A 14,616-nucleotide genomic window follows, 5' to 3' on the forward strand; every position below is an offset into this window, starting at 1 on the left:
TCGTCGGTCGGAGGAGATGTTTATTCATTTAACTTCAACTGAAGATGAACAAACTGGCACATCTCGCCTATTTGGTCTCTTTGGGAGGCTCCACCACGCGCAAGTGCAATTCGCGCAGCGACTTTGGTTCCGCTGGGCTTGGTGCGCCCATCAGCCGGTCTTCCGCCTTCTGGTTCATCGGAAACAGCGTGATTTCGCGCAGGTTCTGCGCGCCGCAGAGCAGCATCACGATCCGGTCAACACCGGCGGCCATCCCGCCATGCGGCGGCGCACCATATTGGAATGCACGGTACATACCGCCAAAGTCGCGTTCGACGTCTGCTTTTGAAAGCCCGACGACTTCGAACGCTTTGACCATCGTTTCTGGCTTGTGGTTCCGGATTGAGCCCGATGCGAGCTCAAAGCCGTTGCAGACCAAATCATACTGATATGCTTTGATCGTCAGCGGATCCTGCGTTTCCAATGCCTCGAGCTCGCCCTGCGGCATGGAGAACGGGTTATGGCTGAAATCGACCTTCTTCTCGTCTTCGTCATATTCGTAGAACGGGAAGTCGATGATCCAAGCGAACTCGAAACGGTTCGTGTCGATCAAGTCGAGCGTTTCGCCTACACGGATGCGCGCTGCGCCGGCTAGCTTGGCAGCGTCAGCTTCCTTGCCAGCAGCGAAGAACAAGCCGTCGTTATCGCCCAGCCCGAGCTCGGCATATAGCTCTGCCATGCGCTCAGGCCCGTGGTTCTTGGCGATCGGGCCGCCAAACTCGCCACCCTTTCGCGTGACGTAACCAAGGCCAGCAAAACCTTCCTTGCGCGCCCAATCATTCATGTCATCGAAGAACTTGCGGCTCTTCTCATGCGTGTTTGGTGCCGGGATCACGCGGACGCGGCCCCCGCCACCCACGATCTTCTCAAACAAGCCAAAGCCAGACTTTTCAAAATGGCTAGTGACGTCGCTTATAATCAGCGGGTTGCGCAAGTCCGGCTTGTCTGTGCCGTATTTCAGCATCGCTTCGGCATAGGGAATGCGCGGGAACTCGCCTGACGGCGTCACATGCTTGCCATCAGCGAATTTCTCGAATGTGCCAGCGATGACTGGCTCCATAGTATCCCACACCTCTTCCTGCGTGACGAAGCTCATCTCCAGATCGAGCTGGTAGAATTCGCCCGGCAGGCGGTCAGCGCGCGGGTCTTCATCGCGGAAGCAGGGCGCGATCTGAAAGTAACGATCAAAGCCCGAAACCATCAGCAGCTGTTTGTAGATCTGGGGTGCCTGCGGAAGTGCGTAGAATTTGCCCGCATGGATACGGCTCGGCACCAGGAAGTCGCGAGCGCCTTCGGGCGATGAAGCTGTCAGGATCGGGGTGGAAAATTCATTGAACCCGATCGCGTTCATCCGCTGACGCAAGTCAGCCACGATCTGCGTGCGCTTCATCAAATTCTTGTGCAGCGTTTCGCGGCGAAGATCCAAGAAGCGGTACTTGAGTCGAATGTCCTCTGGGTACTCCTGCTCGCCCGCAACCGGCATCGGCAGCTCTTCAGCTGCGCTTTGTACAGTGATCGAACGCGCGAACACTTCGATCTCGCCAGTTGGCAGATCGTTGTTCACGGTCTCTGGCATGCGTGCCTTCACATCACCATCGATAGTGATGACCGATTCGGGACGCAGCTTTTCAAGCACCGAAAGGGCAGGCGAATCTTCGTCGGCCACGATCTGAGTCATTCCGTAATGATCGCGTAAGTCGACAAAGAGCACACCGCCGTGATCGCGTTTGCGGTGAATCCAACCTGAGAGACGTACACTTTCACCGACATTTTCTGCCGAAAGCTGTGCGCAGTTGTGGGTACGATAGGCGTGCATCTAAAATCTTGTCCTGTTCGGGTGTATGGCGCTAAAGGCGCGCGCAAGAAAAGGCGCGAAGGACCCTTAGCGGTTTCAAGCGCGCGCTAACAGGGCAAGAGGGGGGCTTTGTCAAGGCTCACCTCAACATCTGGGCTTTACGCCCGAGAGCGGTACTCCGCTCCACACGAAGAAAAGACGAATGAAAATACACGATCTGATTACTACTACCAACGCTCTGGCAGAGCTTTGCGAGCGTCTTTCCAAATCTGAATTCGTTACGGTCGATACCGAGTTCATGCGCGAAAACACCTATTGGCCTGAACTTTGCCTGGTGCAGATCGCGAATGAGAAGGAGGCTGCAGCGATAGACCCATTGGCCGATGGTATTGATCTCAAGCCTCTTCTCGACCTGCTGACCGAAAATGAGGAAGTCCTGAAGGTCTTCCATGCGGGCGGGCAGGATGTTGAAATTATCGTCAATCTGACCGGCAAAACACCGCACCCGATCTTCGACACACAGATCGCAATGATGGCGATCAGCCAGAGCGAGCAAATCGGATATGCCAATCTGGTCGAAAGCTGGCTCAACATCAGCATCGATAAAGGCGCGCGTTTCACCGACTGGAGCCGACGCCCTCTGACCGATCGTCAGATCGAGTACGCAATCGGCGATGTCACACATTTGTCTAAAATCTTTCCAAGGATGCTCGAAAAGCTCGTGAAAACCGGCCGCGGAGCATGGTTGAACGCCGAGATGGAGAAACTTGCGGAAGTTTCCAACTACCTGACAGATCCCGATCAGGCATGGCGCCGGATTCGTTCGCCTGGTCGTAACCCTCAGGTATTGGGACGTCTGAAAGCACTTGCCGCATGGCGCGAGGGCGAAGCGCAGCACAAAAATATTCCCCGCGGCAGAATCATGCGAGACGAAACATTGGCCGATATCGCCAGCCATCCGCCCAAGAAGCAAGCTGATTTGGCAAAGGTTCGCGGTCTCTCAGCAGCATGGCGCGAAAACGACATTGGCAAGCGCCTTATGAAAGTTGTTGAGCAAGCCGATCCACTCGACAAGAGCGAAATGCCTGCGAAAATGAAGCGCGGCGCGCCATTGGGCAAAGAAGGCGCGCTTGTTGCGGATTTGCTAAAACTGCTGCTTAAAATTCGTGCCAGAGAGATCGACGTAGCAGCACGCCTGCTCACGAAGGCCGACGAAATGGAAGCATTGGCCGCAGGGCTTCGCGATCTGCCCATTTTGGAAGGCTGGCGCTATGATGTTTTCGGTAAAGATGCGCTCGAGCTAGTCGAGGGCAAGCTCGCTTTCGCGGTGAAAGGCGGCAAACTCACTATGACCCACATTGACGATATGCACGCAGCGATGGAACAATCGCTTGCAGCAGAGTAGTCTTCGCACGTGAGCACGTACCTCCCGACCATTAAACAATTGCAATATCTGGTTGCGTTGCATGAGCATGGCCATTTCGGGCGCGCTGCGGAGAGCTGTTTTGTCTCGCAATCGACATTGTCCGCAGGTCTACGCGAACTGGAATCTTTGCTGGGAGTCACACTAGTCGAGCGCAGTCGTCGTGTCGTTCGCTTCACCGCCTTAGGAGAGCAAGTGGTTGCCAAGGCCCACCGCTTGCTGCGCGAGGCCGAAGAACTGTCCGACCTTGTTCAGGCTTCCGGCAAGCCATTGACGGGGACTATCCGAATGAGCGTGATCCCCACAATCGCGCCCTTCCTTTTGCCAAAGATCCTTCCGCGACTGCGAAAGGAACGGCCAGAACTCAAGCTGTTGCTGCGTGAAGAGACAAGCCAGGATGCGGTCGAATCGCTTCACCATGGCCGTGTTGATTGTGTTCTGCTCGCTCTTCCCTTCACCACTGGCGAAGTGGAAATGGCACATATCGCCGATGACAGGCTGTTTGTTGCGTTTCCAAAGGATGACCCACGCGATCCGCCAGAAACCGTTTCTGCCAGCATGATTGATGAAGGGCGTTTGTTGTTGCTGGAAGACGGACATTGCCTGAAGGAACATGCATTGGCTGCCTGCAATCGGCCAGAGTTACGCGCCTCTGCGACTATGATCGGCACATCGCTCCACACGTTGGTGCAAATGGTAAATAACGATCTGGGTCTGACGATGCTGCCAGAAATGGCTCTGGAGGCTGGTATCCTCAATGGCACTGATGTTGTGGCGCGTCCCCTGAAGAACAAAAGTGCGAAACGCGAGATCGCGCTGATCTGGCGCAAGAACAGCCCGCGCGCGGAAGAATTTGAATTACTGGCAGAAGAATTGAGAGCAGGTTAGGCCTTGGCCGGAACCGGCTGAGCCTTGGTCTTGAAGATCTTCTCGTCCGCAAACTTCTGCACCTTCTTCGCTGCGAAAAGGGGCACTCCTACGGACAAAGCGATCCCCACGAGCGAACAGAAACCAATCCAGATCGCCATCCATGATCCGCCGGCATGGTACATTCCATATAGCACCGGTACGGCCATGATCGCGCCGCGGACTTCATTGAAGATCAAGGCTATCCAGCCGACCTTCAAGAAAGTTGCTAACAAGGTTGAAAGCGTTGCACTCATGCAGTGCTAACTAACCTCAACTAATTTAGAAAAAGTTGACGGGCACCCCAAGACGCGCGTCATGGGAGTTTTGGCTTTCATGTTGCGACCTTTAGGCTCGTTAACCTAAATACGCTTGAAGGCCGCAATTGGTTTCAAGCATCTTTGCGAGTATTTGACCCAGATCGTTGAGTTGTTGGGAAATATGGGCGAGCTGTTGGATCGCCCGATTTAACTCAGTCCATATGCCTGAGGCCAACCCTGAGATAGTCCCAGCCCGTCATCAGTGTTAAGATCGCGGCACCCCAAAGAGTTAGCAGACCGACCGTGTGAGGAACATTCGCAAAGACATCACCGATCATAACGTTCCATTGCGGGAGTCCTTGCCCAAGGATCAGCGCGCCAAGCGCGATAATCTGAAATGTCGTCTTCCACTTGGCAAGTTTGGTCACAGGCACCGAGACTTGCAAACCGCCCAGAAATTCGCGGAGACCAGAAACGGTAATTTCGCGAACAAGGATGATCAATCCAGCAACAACATGCAGATCGCCAACATAGGGCCCAGTCAAGATCCCCTTCGCGGTCAGTACGAGAATCACCGATGCAACCATAATCTTGTCCGCAATCGGATCAAGGAAAACGCCCAGCTTTGAGACTGTACCGCTTGATCGGGCGAGGTAGCCATCGAAGTAGTCGGTAATTCCCATCAAACTGTAGAGACCGAATGCGAGCAGATAACCCAACTCCCAGCCAGGCCACCACAACAGAAAGGCCAGCAAGGGCACCGCGCAAATACGCGAAAGCGTTAGTATATTGGGCAAAGTCAGCATTGCGTCTTCCCTCTAGCGCGAGAGAGGCTCGGGAAAAAGCCGTTGTTTCAGGCTTGTTCACCGCCTTGCCCGTCCCTAGGGTTCACATATGGAACCGGCAACAGGGCTGATGACTTGACAACTTCGACCCACTTGTTGCGCCGTCGGCGTTTTATGCCGCTGTTCTGCACGCAACTGCTCAACGCCTTCAACGACAATCTCTACAAAACCGCGATGGTGCTGTTCGTTGTGTACAGCGTCTATAACGACGAGAGCGCCGAGGGAATTTTCAGCGCGGTCGCATCAGCGCTGTTCATCCTGCCGTTCTTTGTCCTTTCAGCACTGGCAGGACAGCTAGCCGATATGCGCGATAAAGCACGGATCATCAGAACCGTGAAAATGTGCGAGATCGGCCTGATGATGATCGGGGCGAGCGGCCTTTATCTCTCCTGGCGCGGCATTGCTGTCGATACGCTGGCGATCCCTCTATTGCTATTGGCGCTGTTTCTGACTGGTGTGCAATCGACATTCCTTGGGCCCATTAAATACGCGATCCTGCCACAGCACCTGAACAAGGATGAAGTTCTGGCAGGCACCGGATTGGTCGAGGCCGGAACCTATATCGCGATATTGGCTGGGACGATCTTGGCGGGATGGATACCCGTTGAATGGGCGGCGGCCGGCATCATTGTAACCTCCGTAATAGGCTACCTGACCAGCAGGCAGGTCCCAGACGCCCCGCCCGTTGGTCAGGTCGAGAAACTTGACTGGCACATAATCCGTGCATCAATCCATCTCATCAAGAAGACCATGCATGACCAGCAAATCTTCTATGCCATCATTGCAATCAGTTTCTTCTGGACCATCGGAGCGGTTCTGTTCATCCAGTTCCCACCCCTCGCGAAGAACACATTGATGGCATCGAAAGAGGTAGCGAGCCTGTTTCTGGTCGTGTTCTCTATCGGCATTGCGATTGGTTCAGTCTCCATCAACGCTCTACTCAAAGGCCGAGTTTCGGCGCGGTATGCACCCGCTTCAGTAATCGTGATGGGAATGTTCGTTGTCGCGTTCTATTTTGTTTGCCGTTTGTGGCAGTCATATGAACCGACAGAACTAATGACGGTCACGGAATTCTTAGCATGGCCGCTAGCAACGGTAATTATGCTGAGTTTGCTGGGGATCGCGGTAGCAGGCGGCATGTTTGTGGTGCCGCTTTACGCTTTCCTCACAACCCGTAGCAAAGCCGATGAGACCGCACGTACAATAGCGGCAAACAACATCGTCAACTCTGGCGCAATGGTAATGGGATCGCTCGCCGCAATGGCGCTTAGCGTTATCGGCGTACCTGTTGTCGAGCAGCTATTGCTAAGTGCTGCGATGTGCGTTTTCTCTGCTTGGCTGGGTCTGCGTCTTTACCGCGCTGAACAAGAAGGCACCGCGGCCTAGCGCGGTTCAAAGCCGCCTAAGCAATAAACACCAGCACAGCTGCAAATGTCGCGAAATAAACGGTCGCAAAGCCACGCACATCATCACGTGTCAGCTTCCACAGCACTTCTGCAGGGGCTTCATACTCGTGGCTGCGAACATGAGCGGGCAGCATGGCCCGAAATGGATGGCGAGCTTGCTCATCGGTCATGACTAGGTTTCTTCGCATGGGCGCTTCTTAACTCAATGCTAACCATCATGTCCCGCAGGAATCCTCTGTTGTTGCAAGCCGGGACATTAAGCATCTCTGTTCATGCTGGGGTGTGGATAGATTGCCTCTTTCGAAGACCGCGGCTAAGCGCGCTTTCATGACATCACGCACCACTCCTGATGCAGCCAAGCTGCTCGTTGATTGCCTTGCTGAGCAAGGCGCAGACCGCATTTTCACAGTCCCTGGCGAAAGCTTCCTGCAGGTGCTCGACGCGCTGCATGGGCGAGACGAGATTGATCTGGTGACATGCCGCCAGGAAGGAGGCGTAGCGTTCATGGCCTGCGCAGACGGCGCGATGACCGGGAGGCCCGGCATTGCGTTTGTTACCAGAGGTCCTGGCGCAACGAACGCCAGCATTGGTGTCCATGTCGCGCATCAGGATTCGCAGCCGATGATTTTGTTCGTCGGCGATGTCGACCGGTCTATGCGAGAGCGCGAAGGCTTTCAGGAAGTCGACTTTCCTGCATTCTTCGGTCCGATTTGCAAATGGGCCGCACGGATCGACAGCGCCGATCGGATTCCTGAGTTTGTCTCGCGCGCATATGCAACTGCGATCTCAGGTCGCCCAGGCCCTGTCGTGTTGGCTTTGCCCGAAGACATGTTGAACGATGCAACGTCGGCGACGCCCCGCCCTTATGTGATCCGTCCTTCACAGGCCGCGTGTCCGGATGCGATGCAAACGCTTATGGCGATGATTGCAGACGCTGCCAGCCCGATTGCCATAATTGGTGGCGCCGGATGGAACCCCAAGGCACGCGACTATTTCCAACAATTCGCTGAACGCATCGGCTTGCCCATCGCGACAGCGTTTCGCCGACAGGATGCGATCTCGCCAAGCTCTCCCATGTATGCAGGCAATTTGGGATATGGCCCCAACCCCAAGCTGGTCGAACGTGTGAAGCAAGCTGACCTGGTCATTGCGGTTGGAGCACGCCTTGGTGAAGCGACCACTGACGGTTACACCTTCCCTGAACTGGACCGTGCAGAGCCACTGCTCGTGCACGTCCATCCTGACCCCGAGGAATTGCACCGGGTGTATCGCACCGATCTGGCGATTTGCTGCGCGATGGACGAGTTCGCAGAGGCAGCAGCGCTGTGGGAAGATAACTCAATCCTGTCATTCGATGCTGGAAGCGAAGCCCACGCCGAATGGGAGGCTTGGGCGACGCCAAAGCCCGCTGATTACGCGCTCGATCTTGGCCAATGCGTAGCTTTCATGCGCGACACCTGGCCCACCGACACGATCATCTGCAACGGCGCAGGCAATTTCTCAGGCTGGTGGCACCGTTTCTGGCGTTACGACGGCTTCCCGACACAGTTGGCCCCGACAGCTGGCGCGATGGGCTATGGCGTACCAGCCGCTGTTGCGGCGGCTCGTCGTTTTCCTGATCGCGCTGTCGTCGCAATTGCAGGAGACGGTGATTTCCTGATGAACGGCCAAGAATTGGCAACAGCTGCCCAGCATGGCTGCGATCTGACGGTGATCGTGATCGATAACTCTGCCTACGGCACGATCCGTATGCATCAGGAGCGCGAATTTCCTGAACGCGTGTCTGGGACTGATTTGGCCAACCCGGACTTCGCCGCATTTGGTGCCGCATTCGGAGCATGGACCGCGCGTGCAGAGACAACCGAAGAGTTCAAGCAAGCCTTGTCAGAGGCGCGCGAACGCAAAGGCGTGAAGCTCATTCATTGCAAGATTGATGTCGAACAACTTGCAGCCAGCGGGACGACAATCAGCGGGCTGCGCGGCAAATAAACTTGAGCGCTAGACTGATCCTGACAGCCCGCCCCCCATCTCAAGAATGGTATCCCATTCGTCCTTGGTCAGTTCCGCAACTGACAGTCGACCAAGCCTGATGAGTTCGCAATTGGCCAACTTCGGCTCTGCCTTGATTTGCTTGAGTGTCACCGGCTGATTGAGCTTTGACTTGGGTTTGACTTTCACCGCAGCCCATTTCTGCTCCGGATCAGTAGGATCCATGATCCCGTCGACAGAGATTGTCATCACTCCAACGATCTCCAGTCCCTCGCGCGAATGGTAGAAAAAAGATTCCTCACCGACCTTCATCGCCGCGAGATTGTTTTTCGCGCGATGATTTCGAACGCCGTCCCATGTACCCTCTTCTTCAGCGACAAGGTCATCCCAGCTATATTTGAAGGGTTCCGACTTCATCAGCCAGTAACGCGCCATGTAAGGATCTCCTGTATTTTCTGAACACGCAGGACCTAGTTGCTCTGATCTGTGGTTTCCACCCTGCGTTCCTCGCAATTCACGGTTAACCTGATTTTTAGGCGTCGGAGGCATACCCACAGCAAGTTCTAATCGGAAAAGGAACAGTGCCACTTGGCCTGTTGTTCAAGATAGTGGGCGAACAAGAGCAAGACCAAAAACTGGGCAAGGCAGAGCGCGATATTGTTGCGTTGGGCATCGCTGCGGCTGCCATTATCCTATTTGTTGCGACGGGCAGCTCGGTGCTGCCTCGTTTGGTTGCATCAGTCTCAGGGACCGGCTCGGCGCCAGACAATCTGCTCGTCAACGCCATGTTGCTCAATATCGCACTCATTATCTTCGGTTGGCGACGCTATCGTGACCTGACCAATGAAATCGCCGAGCGCAGGAAGGCAGAAGAAACCGCGCGCAAGCTAGCGGCAACCGACCCGTTGACCGATTGCCTCAACCGTCGGAGCATGGAAGGCGCGACTGAGACACTTCGGCAGATGAGTACAGCTCGCGGCCAAGCTACTGCATTCGTCATGATTGACTTGGACAATTTCAAGCAAGTTAACGACATGAACGGTCATGGAATGGGTGACAAGGTCCTGACCATATTAGCTCAACGCATTCGCGAGTGCCTGCCAAAGTCGGCTCCTTTAGCTCGTTTGGGCGGTGATGAATTCGCCTTTGCAATGCCCTACTCGCCCGACCGCCCGGACAAGGTCGATGAAATGGTCGCATCCTTGTTCGAAGTGGTTTCAGGAAAGATCGAAGTTGAAGGATCAAGCATCGACACGACGATGTCTATTGGCATCGCAACTGACCATGATCTCAAGGGGAAATCTGCCGGGATCGAAGACACTGAAACACTGATGCATCACGCAGATATCGCGATGTATCAGGCGAAAAAGAACGGCAAGAACCGCTATTTCTGGTTTGAACCGACTATGGAAAACGAGCTGCGCTTCCGTAATGAATTGGAAAAGGGGATCCGCTGCGGGCTCAAGAACCGTGAGTTCGTACCGTTTTATGAGCAACAAGTAGACATCACGAGCGGCGAGTTAGTGGGCTTCGAGATGTTGGCGCGTTGGAAGTCACCTGATCTAGGCGTTGTGAATCCTGAGGTGTTTATCCCGATCGCCGAGGAAATCGGTGTGATCGCCGAAATGTCCGAACAATTGATGATTCAGGCATTTGCAGATGCGCAGTCATGGGACCCAGCTCTTACACTGTCAGTAAACATTTCTCCGATCCAGATGCGTGACCCTTGGTTCTCGCAACGGTTGCTCAAGCTGCTGGTGGAACACAATTTTCCAGCCAACAGATTGGAGATCGAGGTAACAGAGACTTGCCTGCACGAGAATCTGGGGCTGGTGAAAACGATGATTGCGAGCCTGCGGAATCAAGGCGTCAAGGTGAGCTTGGATGATTTCGGTACAGGTTATTCCAGCCTGTCACAGCTTCGCACCCTGCCGTTCGACCGGATCAAGATCGATCGCAGCTTTGTTAAAGAGCTACGCAACAAAGAGGGCAGCAAGATCATCAATGCGATCATATCTTTAGGCGACGGCTTGCAGATGCCAATTACGGCTGAAGGCATCGAAAATGCAGCGATTTTGCAACAGTTGCGCGATATGGGTGATCTTAAGGGCCAAGGGTATCACTATGGCCGGCCAGAAGACGCCAACCAGGTATTAGAGCGCCTAAGCGAATGTGGACGCCTTGCGACGAATACGAGGAGCTCCCCACCTGCCGGTGACAATCCGGATTCAATCGCCGACTTGCCGGCTACCAAGCGTCAAGCCTGAACCCTATCGCGCCACCTAAGAACTGGACGCGGGAACGCTACACGCATAGAGCGCGAGGCGCTATGCGTGTCTCCTTCACCAAAATGCATGGGCTGGGAAACGACTTCGTCATACTTGACGGGCGTAACGAAGGTGTGCCCGAGCTGACCAAAAGTATGGCCGCTGCCATTGCGGATCGGCGCAAGGGTATAGGTTGCGACCAGTTGATCTTGCTCGAAACTTGCAAGACTGCAGATGCTGATTTTCGCATGCGTATCTTTAATTCGGATGGCGGCGAAGTCGAAGCGTGCGGCAACGCTGCGCGAGCGGTCGCACTGCTCCATGGTTCACCAGCCAACGTGATGACCGATGGCGGTGTGATTTCACTGCAGCCAACAGCCTCAGGCGCCATGGTCGACATGGGCACGCCGCGCTTTGATTGGGATAAGATTCCTCTAGCCTACGCAATGGACACACTCTCCATGCCGGTCGGTTGGGATGAGCTTGAAACGCCGGTCGCCGTCAACGTGGGCAATCCCCACGTAATTTTCTTTGTCGACGATTGTGATGCGGTTGAGTTGAGTCGGCTTGGACCTGAGATCGAGCACGATCCCTTATTCCCGGCACGGGTCAATGTGAATGCCGCGACGGTTGTAGACCGTGAACATATCAAATTGCGCGTTTGGGAACGCGGCGCCGGTTTGACTCGCGCTTGCGGCACAGGTGCATGCGCGACGGCGGTCGCTGCCATGCGTCGTGGTCTGGTTAGCCGCAAAGTGAACGTGCAATTGCCCGGCGGCCCGCTCAAGATTGAATGGACCGACGGTGACCGCATCTTGATGAGCGGCCCCGCAACCGAGAGCTTTCGCGGTAGCTTCGAATGGTCTGACTTCGCGGATCAGGACTGATGAGCGGACCTGAACTGATCTCGTTGGGCTGCAGGCTCAATATCGCTGAGAGCGAGCGCATGCGCGGCATGCTGGCAGGAGAAGACAACCTTGTCGTGATCAACAGTTGCGCTGTGACTTCGGAAGCGGTTCGCCAGACGCGGCAAGCCATCCGCAAGGCGCGAAAATCACGACCTGACGCCCGCCTCCTTGTGACAGGCTGCGCGGCAGACATTGAGCGCGAGCAACTGGCGGACATGCCGGAGGTGGACGGGCTGATCGCCAATGAAGCCAAACTTGATCCGCGCGCCTGGAATGTTCCGGTCGAGGGCCCTCCTCTGCCGCCTACGCGTACACGCGCGTTTATCGCGGTACAGAACGGCTGCGACCATGCATGCACGTTCTGCGTCATCCCTCAGGGACGGGGCACAAGCCGTTCCATGACAATCAATGCGGTCAAAGGCGAGGTTGAACACCATCTGTTGCTTGGAGCGAAGGAAGTCGTACTTACCGGTGTTGATGTAACCAGTTGGGGCCATGATCTTCCCGGCAAGCCGCCGCTCGGACGAATGGTTGCGTCGATATTGGACGCCTTTCCCGAGCTACAACGCTTGCGTATGTCTTCACTCGACGGGATTGAGATAGACGAACAACTGTTCGAGTTGTTTGCGTCGGATGCGCGCTTAATGCCGCATCTGCATTTGTCATTGCAGCATGGCCACGACCTGATCCTCAAACGGATGAAAAGGCGCCATCTGCGCAATGACGCGGTGGATCTTGTGACCAAGCTCAAAGCGCGCCGCCCCGAAATTGCCATCGGCGCTGATTTGATCGCTGGCTTCCCGACAGAGGCAGAAGAACACCACCAGGCGAACCTCTCGATCATTCGCGAGTGCGCCATCGTTCACGGCCATGTCTTCCCCTATTCACCCCGCCCCGGCACGCCTGCTGCTCGTATGCCGCAACTCGATCGCGCGGCTATCAAGGCTCGCGCCGCTGAATTGCGCGCGGAGGTGAACGAAGTCCGCAAGAAATGGCTGAAATCGCTCGTGGGCAAAGAGCTTTCCGTCCTCGCTGAACGTGACGGCACCGGCTATGCCCCCAACTTCGCGAGGGTTTCAGTGCCAAGCGGCATTGCAGCGGGGGAAATCACCACCATCTCGCCTACTGAAGTAGTTGAAGGAATGCTCGTATGAGCGAGGCGGGAGCCCCGAAGAAATCATGGACTGAGCGGCTGTTCGGAGGCTTTCGCAAGACCTCTGACCGGTTGAGCGAAAACCTAACAACGGTGGTCAGCACCGCCAAGCTGGACGATGCCACGCTCGACGATGTCGAAGATGCGCTGATCATGTCCGACCTAGGCCCATCTGCCGCTGCTCGGATTCGTCAGCGGCTTAAGGACAAGCGGTTTGGTCTCGAAATCAGCGAGCGCGAGCTTAAGGAAGCAGTGGCCGAGGAGATTGCAGAGATTCTGCGCCCGGTCGCCAAGCCGTTGGAGATAACTGCGTTCCCCCGCCCACAGGTACTGCTGGTCATCGGCGTAAACGGCAGCGGAAAGACCACCACGATCGCCAAGCTTGCGCATCTGTTCCAAGAAGATGACTACGGCGTAATGCTAGCCGCGGGCGACACTTTTCGCGCGGCAGCCATCGGTCAGCTAGCGACATGGGCAGAGCGGATTGGTGCCCCGATTATTCGCGGGCCAGAAGGCGGCGACCCCGCCAGCATCGTGTTCGATGCTGTCAAAGCGGCCACGGACAAAGGCATTGATGCGTTGATCGTCGACACTGCCGGACGGCTTCAGAACAAGCGTGAACTGATGGATGAACTCGCGAAGATCCGCAAAGTCCTCGGCCGCCTAAATCCCGAGGCACCGCACGATGTTGTGCTCGTATTGGATGCGACCAACGGCCAGAACGCGCTTTCACAAATTGACGTCTTCAAGGAGGTAGCGGGCGTCACCGGCCTGATCATGACCAAGCTTGACGGAACCGCGCGCGGCGGCGTTCTAGTGGCTGCCGCCGAACAATATGGCCTTCCAATCCACGCGATTGGTGTAGGCGAGAAAATTGACGACTTGCGGCCGTTTGATCCCGAACTAGTCGCTAAAGTTATCGCAGGGGTTGCCTGATGTCTGAGAGTGAACCCAAGCCTGATAAAAAGCCGTCAGGTTGGCTCAATGTTGCAGTCGACTATGGCCCACTGCTGATATTTCTCGGCGTGTACCGCTGGAACGCTCCCGCCGAAGCGGATGCGGCCGGTGAAATCCTGGCGATTATCTACGGGACGATTGCATTCATGGCCGCTGCGGTAGCTGCTTTGCTGTTCTCCAAGTTCAAGCTTGGCAAAGTATCTCCCATGCTCTGGTTCTCAACCGCGCTTATCGTGGGTTTTGGTGCTCTGACGATCTTCTTCGGCGATCCGGTTTTCGTGCAGCTGAAGCCGACAATCATATACAGCGTATTGGGATTGGCTTTGCTGATCGGTGTGTGGCGTGGCCGCGCCTTGCTTCAGATTCTGCTCGAAGCTGCGTTTGAAGGGCTGACGCAGGAAGGTTGGTTAAAGCTCTCACGTAACTGGGGTATTTTCTTCCTTGCACTGGCGGCTCTGAACGAAGCCCTCCGCGCCTACCTCAGCTTTGAGAGCTGGCTATGGGCCAAGTTGTGGGTCTTCTTGCCGCTCAGCTTTCTGTTTACCTTCAGCCAGATACCGATGCTCTTGAAGCACGGCCTATCACTGGAAGACGCAGAAGACGAAGCGGAAACTCCTCCACCAGCCACCTAACACGGGGACTTGCCATTTTGGCCCAATCTGCGCAGT

The 14,616-nt window shown here is 55.5% G+C and carries 14 protein-coding genes; 9 read left to right on the forward strand and 5 right to left on the reverse strand.

Translation table 11 applies throughout. The annotated features are described in order from the left end of the window. Nucleotides 1-67: 67 nt before the first annotated feature. Complete coding sequence (gene aspS, locus A6F69_RS09570; RefSeq protein WP_067600467.1) at nt 68-1,855, reverse strand: aspartate--tRNA ligase; 1,788 nt, start codon at nt 1,853-1,855, stop codon at nt 68-70. 181 nt (nt 1,856-2,036) lie between these two features. On the opposite strand from aspS, the gene rnd reads away from it, so the two are divergent. Both rnd and A6F69_RS09580 read left to right on the forward strand, forming a co-directional pair. Further along, complete coding sequence (gene rnd / locus A6F69_RS09575) at nt 2,037-3,239, forward strand: ribonuclease D (protein WP_067600470.1); 1,203 nt, start codon at nt 2,037-2,039, stop codon at nt 3,237-3,239. 9 nt (nt 3,240-3,248) lie between these two features. Next, a complete protein-coding gene (locus A6F69_RS09580; RefSeq protein WP_067600473.1) occupies nt 3,249-4,145 on the forward strand; it encodes a hydrogen peroxide-inducible genes activator in 897 nt (298 codons plus the stop codon). Here A6F69_RS09580 and A6F69_RS09585 read toward each other — a convergent pair. Continuing rightward, a complete protein-coding gene (locus A6F69_RS09585) occupies nt 4,142-4,420 on the reverse strand; it encodes a hypothetical protein (protein WP_067600476.1) in 279 nt (92 codons plus the stop codon). The genes A6F69_RS09580 and A6F69_RS09585 overlap by 4 nt on opposite strands. Nucleotides 4,421-4,635: 215 nt before the next feature. Continuing rightward, on the reverse strand, nt 4,636-5,229 hold the full coding sequence (gene pgsA / locus A6F69_RS09590) for a CDP-diacylglycerol--glycerol-3-phosphate 3-phosphatidyltransferase (RefSeq protein WP_067600478.1): 594 nt from the start codon (nt 5,227-5,229) through the stop codon (nt 4,636-4,638). A gap of 114 nt (nt 5,230-5,343) precedes the next feature. On the opposite strand from pgsA, the gene A6F69_RS09595 reads away from it, so the two are divergent. Then, nucleotides 5,344-6,654 carry an MFS transporter gene (locus A6F69_RS09595; RefSeq protein WP_067600481.1) on the forward strand — a complete coding sequence of 437 codons (1,311 nt, stop codon included), beginning with the start codon at nt 5,344-5,346 and terminating at the stop codon, nt 6,652-6,654. Between the two features lie 16 nt (nt 6,655-6,670). On the opposite strand, the gene A6F69_RS09600 is transcribed toward A6F69_RS09595, so the two are convergent. Further along, nucleotides 6,671-6,844 carry a hypothetical protein gene (locus tag A6F69_RS09600; protein ID WP_245638227.1) on the reverse strand — a complete coding sequence of 58 codons (174 nt, stop codon included), beginning with the start codon at nt 6,842-6,844 and terminating at the stop codon, nt 6,671-6,673. A 157-nt stretch (nt 6,845-7,001) separates the two neighbouring features. On the opposite strand from A6F69_RS09600, the gene A6F69_RS09605 reads away from it, so the two are divergent. Further along, nucleotides 7,002-8,663, forward strand: coding sequence for a thiamine pyrophosphate-binding protein (locus A6F69_RS09605; protein ID WP_067600485.1), 1,662 nt, complete (start codon nt 7,002-7,004; stop codon nt 8,661-8,663). Between the two features lie 9 nt (nt 8,664-8,672). On the opposite strand, the gene A6F69_RS09610 is transcribed toward A6F69_RS09605, so the two are convergent. Continuing rightward, the gene (locus A6F69_RS09610; RefSeq protein ID WP_067600488.1) at nt 8,673-9,098 is read right to left on the reverse strand and encodes an EVE domain-containing protein; all 426 of its coding nucleotides are present in this window, start codon (nt 9,096-9,098) and stop codon (nt 8,673-8,675) included. A gap of 146 nt (nt 9,099-9,244) precedes the next feature. Here A6F69_RS09610 and A6F69_RS09615 point away from each other — a divergent pair, with 146 nt between their 5' ends. From A6F69_RS09615 to A6F69_RS09635, 5 genes are all read left to right on the forward strand, one after another. Next, nucleotides 9,245-10,930, forward strand: coding sequence for a putative bifunctional diguanylate cyclase/phosphodiesterase (locus A6F69_RS09615; RefSeq protein WP_245638228.1), 1,686 nt, complete (start codon nt 9,245-9,247; stop codon nt 10,928-10,930). 62 nt (nt 10,931-10,992) lie between these two features. Continuing rightward, complete coding sequence (dapF, locus tag A6F69_RS09620; RefSeq protein WP_067600491.1) at nt 10,993-11,817, forward strand: diaminopimelate epimerase; 825 nt, start codon at nt 10,993-10,995, stop codon at nt 11,815-11,817. Next, the gene (locus A6F69_RS09625) at nt 11,817-12,992 is read left to right on the forward strand and encodes a MiaB/RimO family radical SAM methylthiotransferase (RefSeq protein ID WP_067600494.1); all 1,176 of its coding nucleotides are present in this window, start codon (nt 11,817-11,819) and stop codon (nt 12,990-12,992) included. The genes dapF and A6F69_RS09625 overlap by 1 nt, the downstream gene beginning before the upstream one ends. After that, a complete protein-coding gene (ftsY, locus tag A6F69_RS09630) occupies nt 12,989-13,927 on the forward strand; it encodes a signal recognition particle-docking protein FtsY (protein ID WP_067600497.1) in 939 nt (312 codons plus the stop codon). The genes A6F69_RS09625 and ftsY overlap by 4 nt, the downstream gene beginning before the upstream one ends. Then, nucleotides 13,927-14,580, forward strand: coding sequence for an inner membrane-spanning protein YciB (locus A6F69_RS09635; protein ID WP_067600500.1), 654 nt, complete (start codon nt 13,927-13,929; stop codon nt 14,578-14,580). The genes ftsY and A6F69_RS09635 overlap by 1 nt, the downstream gene beginning before the upstream one ends. Nucleotides 14,581-14,616: the final 36 nt, after the last annotated feature.

The organism is Altererythrobacter ishigakiensis (genome assembly GCF_001663155.1).
Lineage (GTDB): Bacteria > Pseudomonadota > Alphaproteobacteria > Sphingomonadales > Sphingomonadaceae > Erythrobacter > Erythrobacter ishigakiensis.

Coding starts and splice junctions, on each gene's coding strand:
- A6F69_RS09625 (WP_067600494.1), top strand. CDS start 11,817: ATGAGCGGACCTGAACTGATCTCGTTGGGCTGCAGGCTCAATATCGCT.
- ftsY (WP_067600497.1), top strand. CDS start 12,989: ATGAGCGAGGCGGGAGCCCCGAAGAAATCATGGACTGAGCGGCTGTTC.
- A6F69_RS09635 (WP_067600500.1), top strand. CDS start 13,927: ATGTCTGAGAGTGAACCCAAGCCTGATAAAAAGCCGTCAGGTTGGCTC.
- A6F69_RS09600 (WP_245638227.1), bottom strand. CDS start 6,844: ATGACCGATGAGCAAGCTCGCCATCCATTTCGGGCCATGCTGCCCGCT.
- dapF (WP_067600491.1), top strand. CDS start 10,993: ATGCGTGTCTCCTTCACCAAAATGCATGGGCTGGGAAACGACTTCGTC.
- pgsA (WP_067600478.1), bottom strand. CDS start 5,229: ATGCTGACTTTGCCCAATATACTAACGCTTTCGCGTATTTGCGCGGTG.
- A6F69_RS09610 (WP_067600488.1), bottom strand. CDS start 9,098: ATGGCGCGTTACTGGCTGATGAAGTCGGAACCCTTCAAATATAGCTGG.
- rnd (WP_067600470.1), top strand. CDS start 2,037: ATGAAAATACACGATCTGATTACTACTACCAACGCTCTGGCAGAGCTT.
- aspS (WP_067600467.1), bottom strand. CDS start 1,855: ATGCACGCCTATCGTACCCACAACTGCGCACAGCTTTCGGCAGAAAAT.
- A6F69_RS09605 (WP_067600485.1), top strand. CDS start 7,002: ATGACATCACGCACCACTCCTGATGCAGCCAAGCTGCTCGTTGATTGC.
- A6F69_RS09585 (WP_067600476.1), bottom strand. CDS start 4,420: ATGAGTGCAACGCTTTCAACCTTGTTAGCAACTTTCTTGAAGGTCGGC.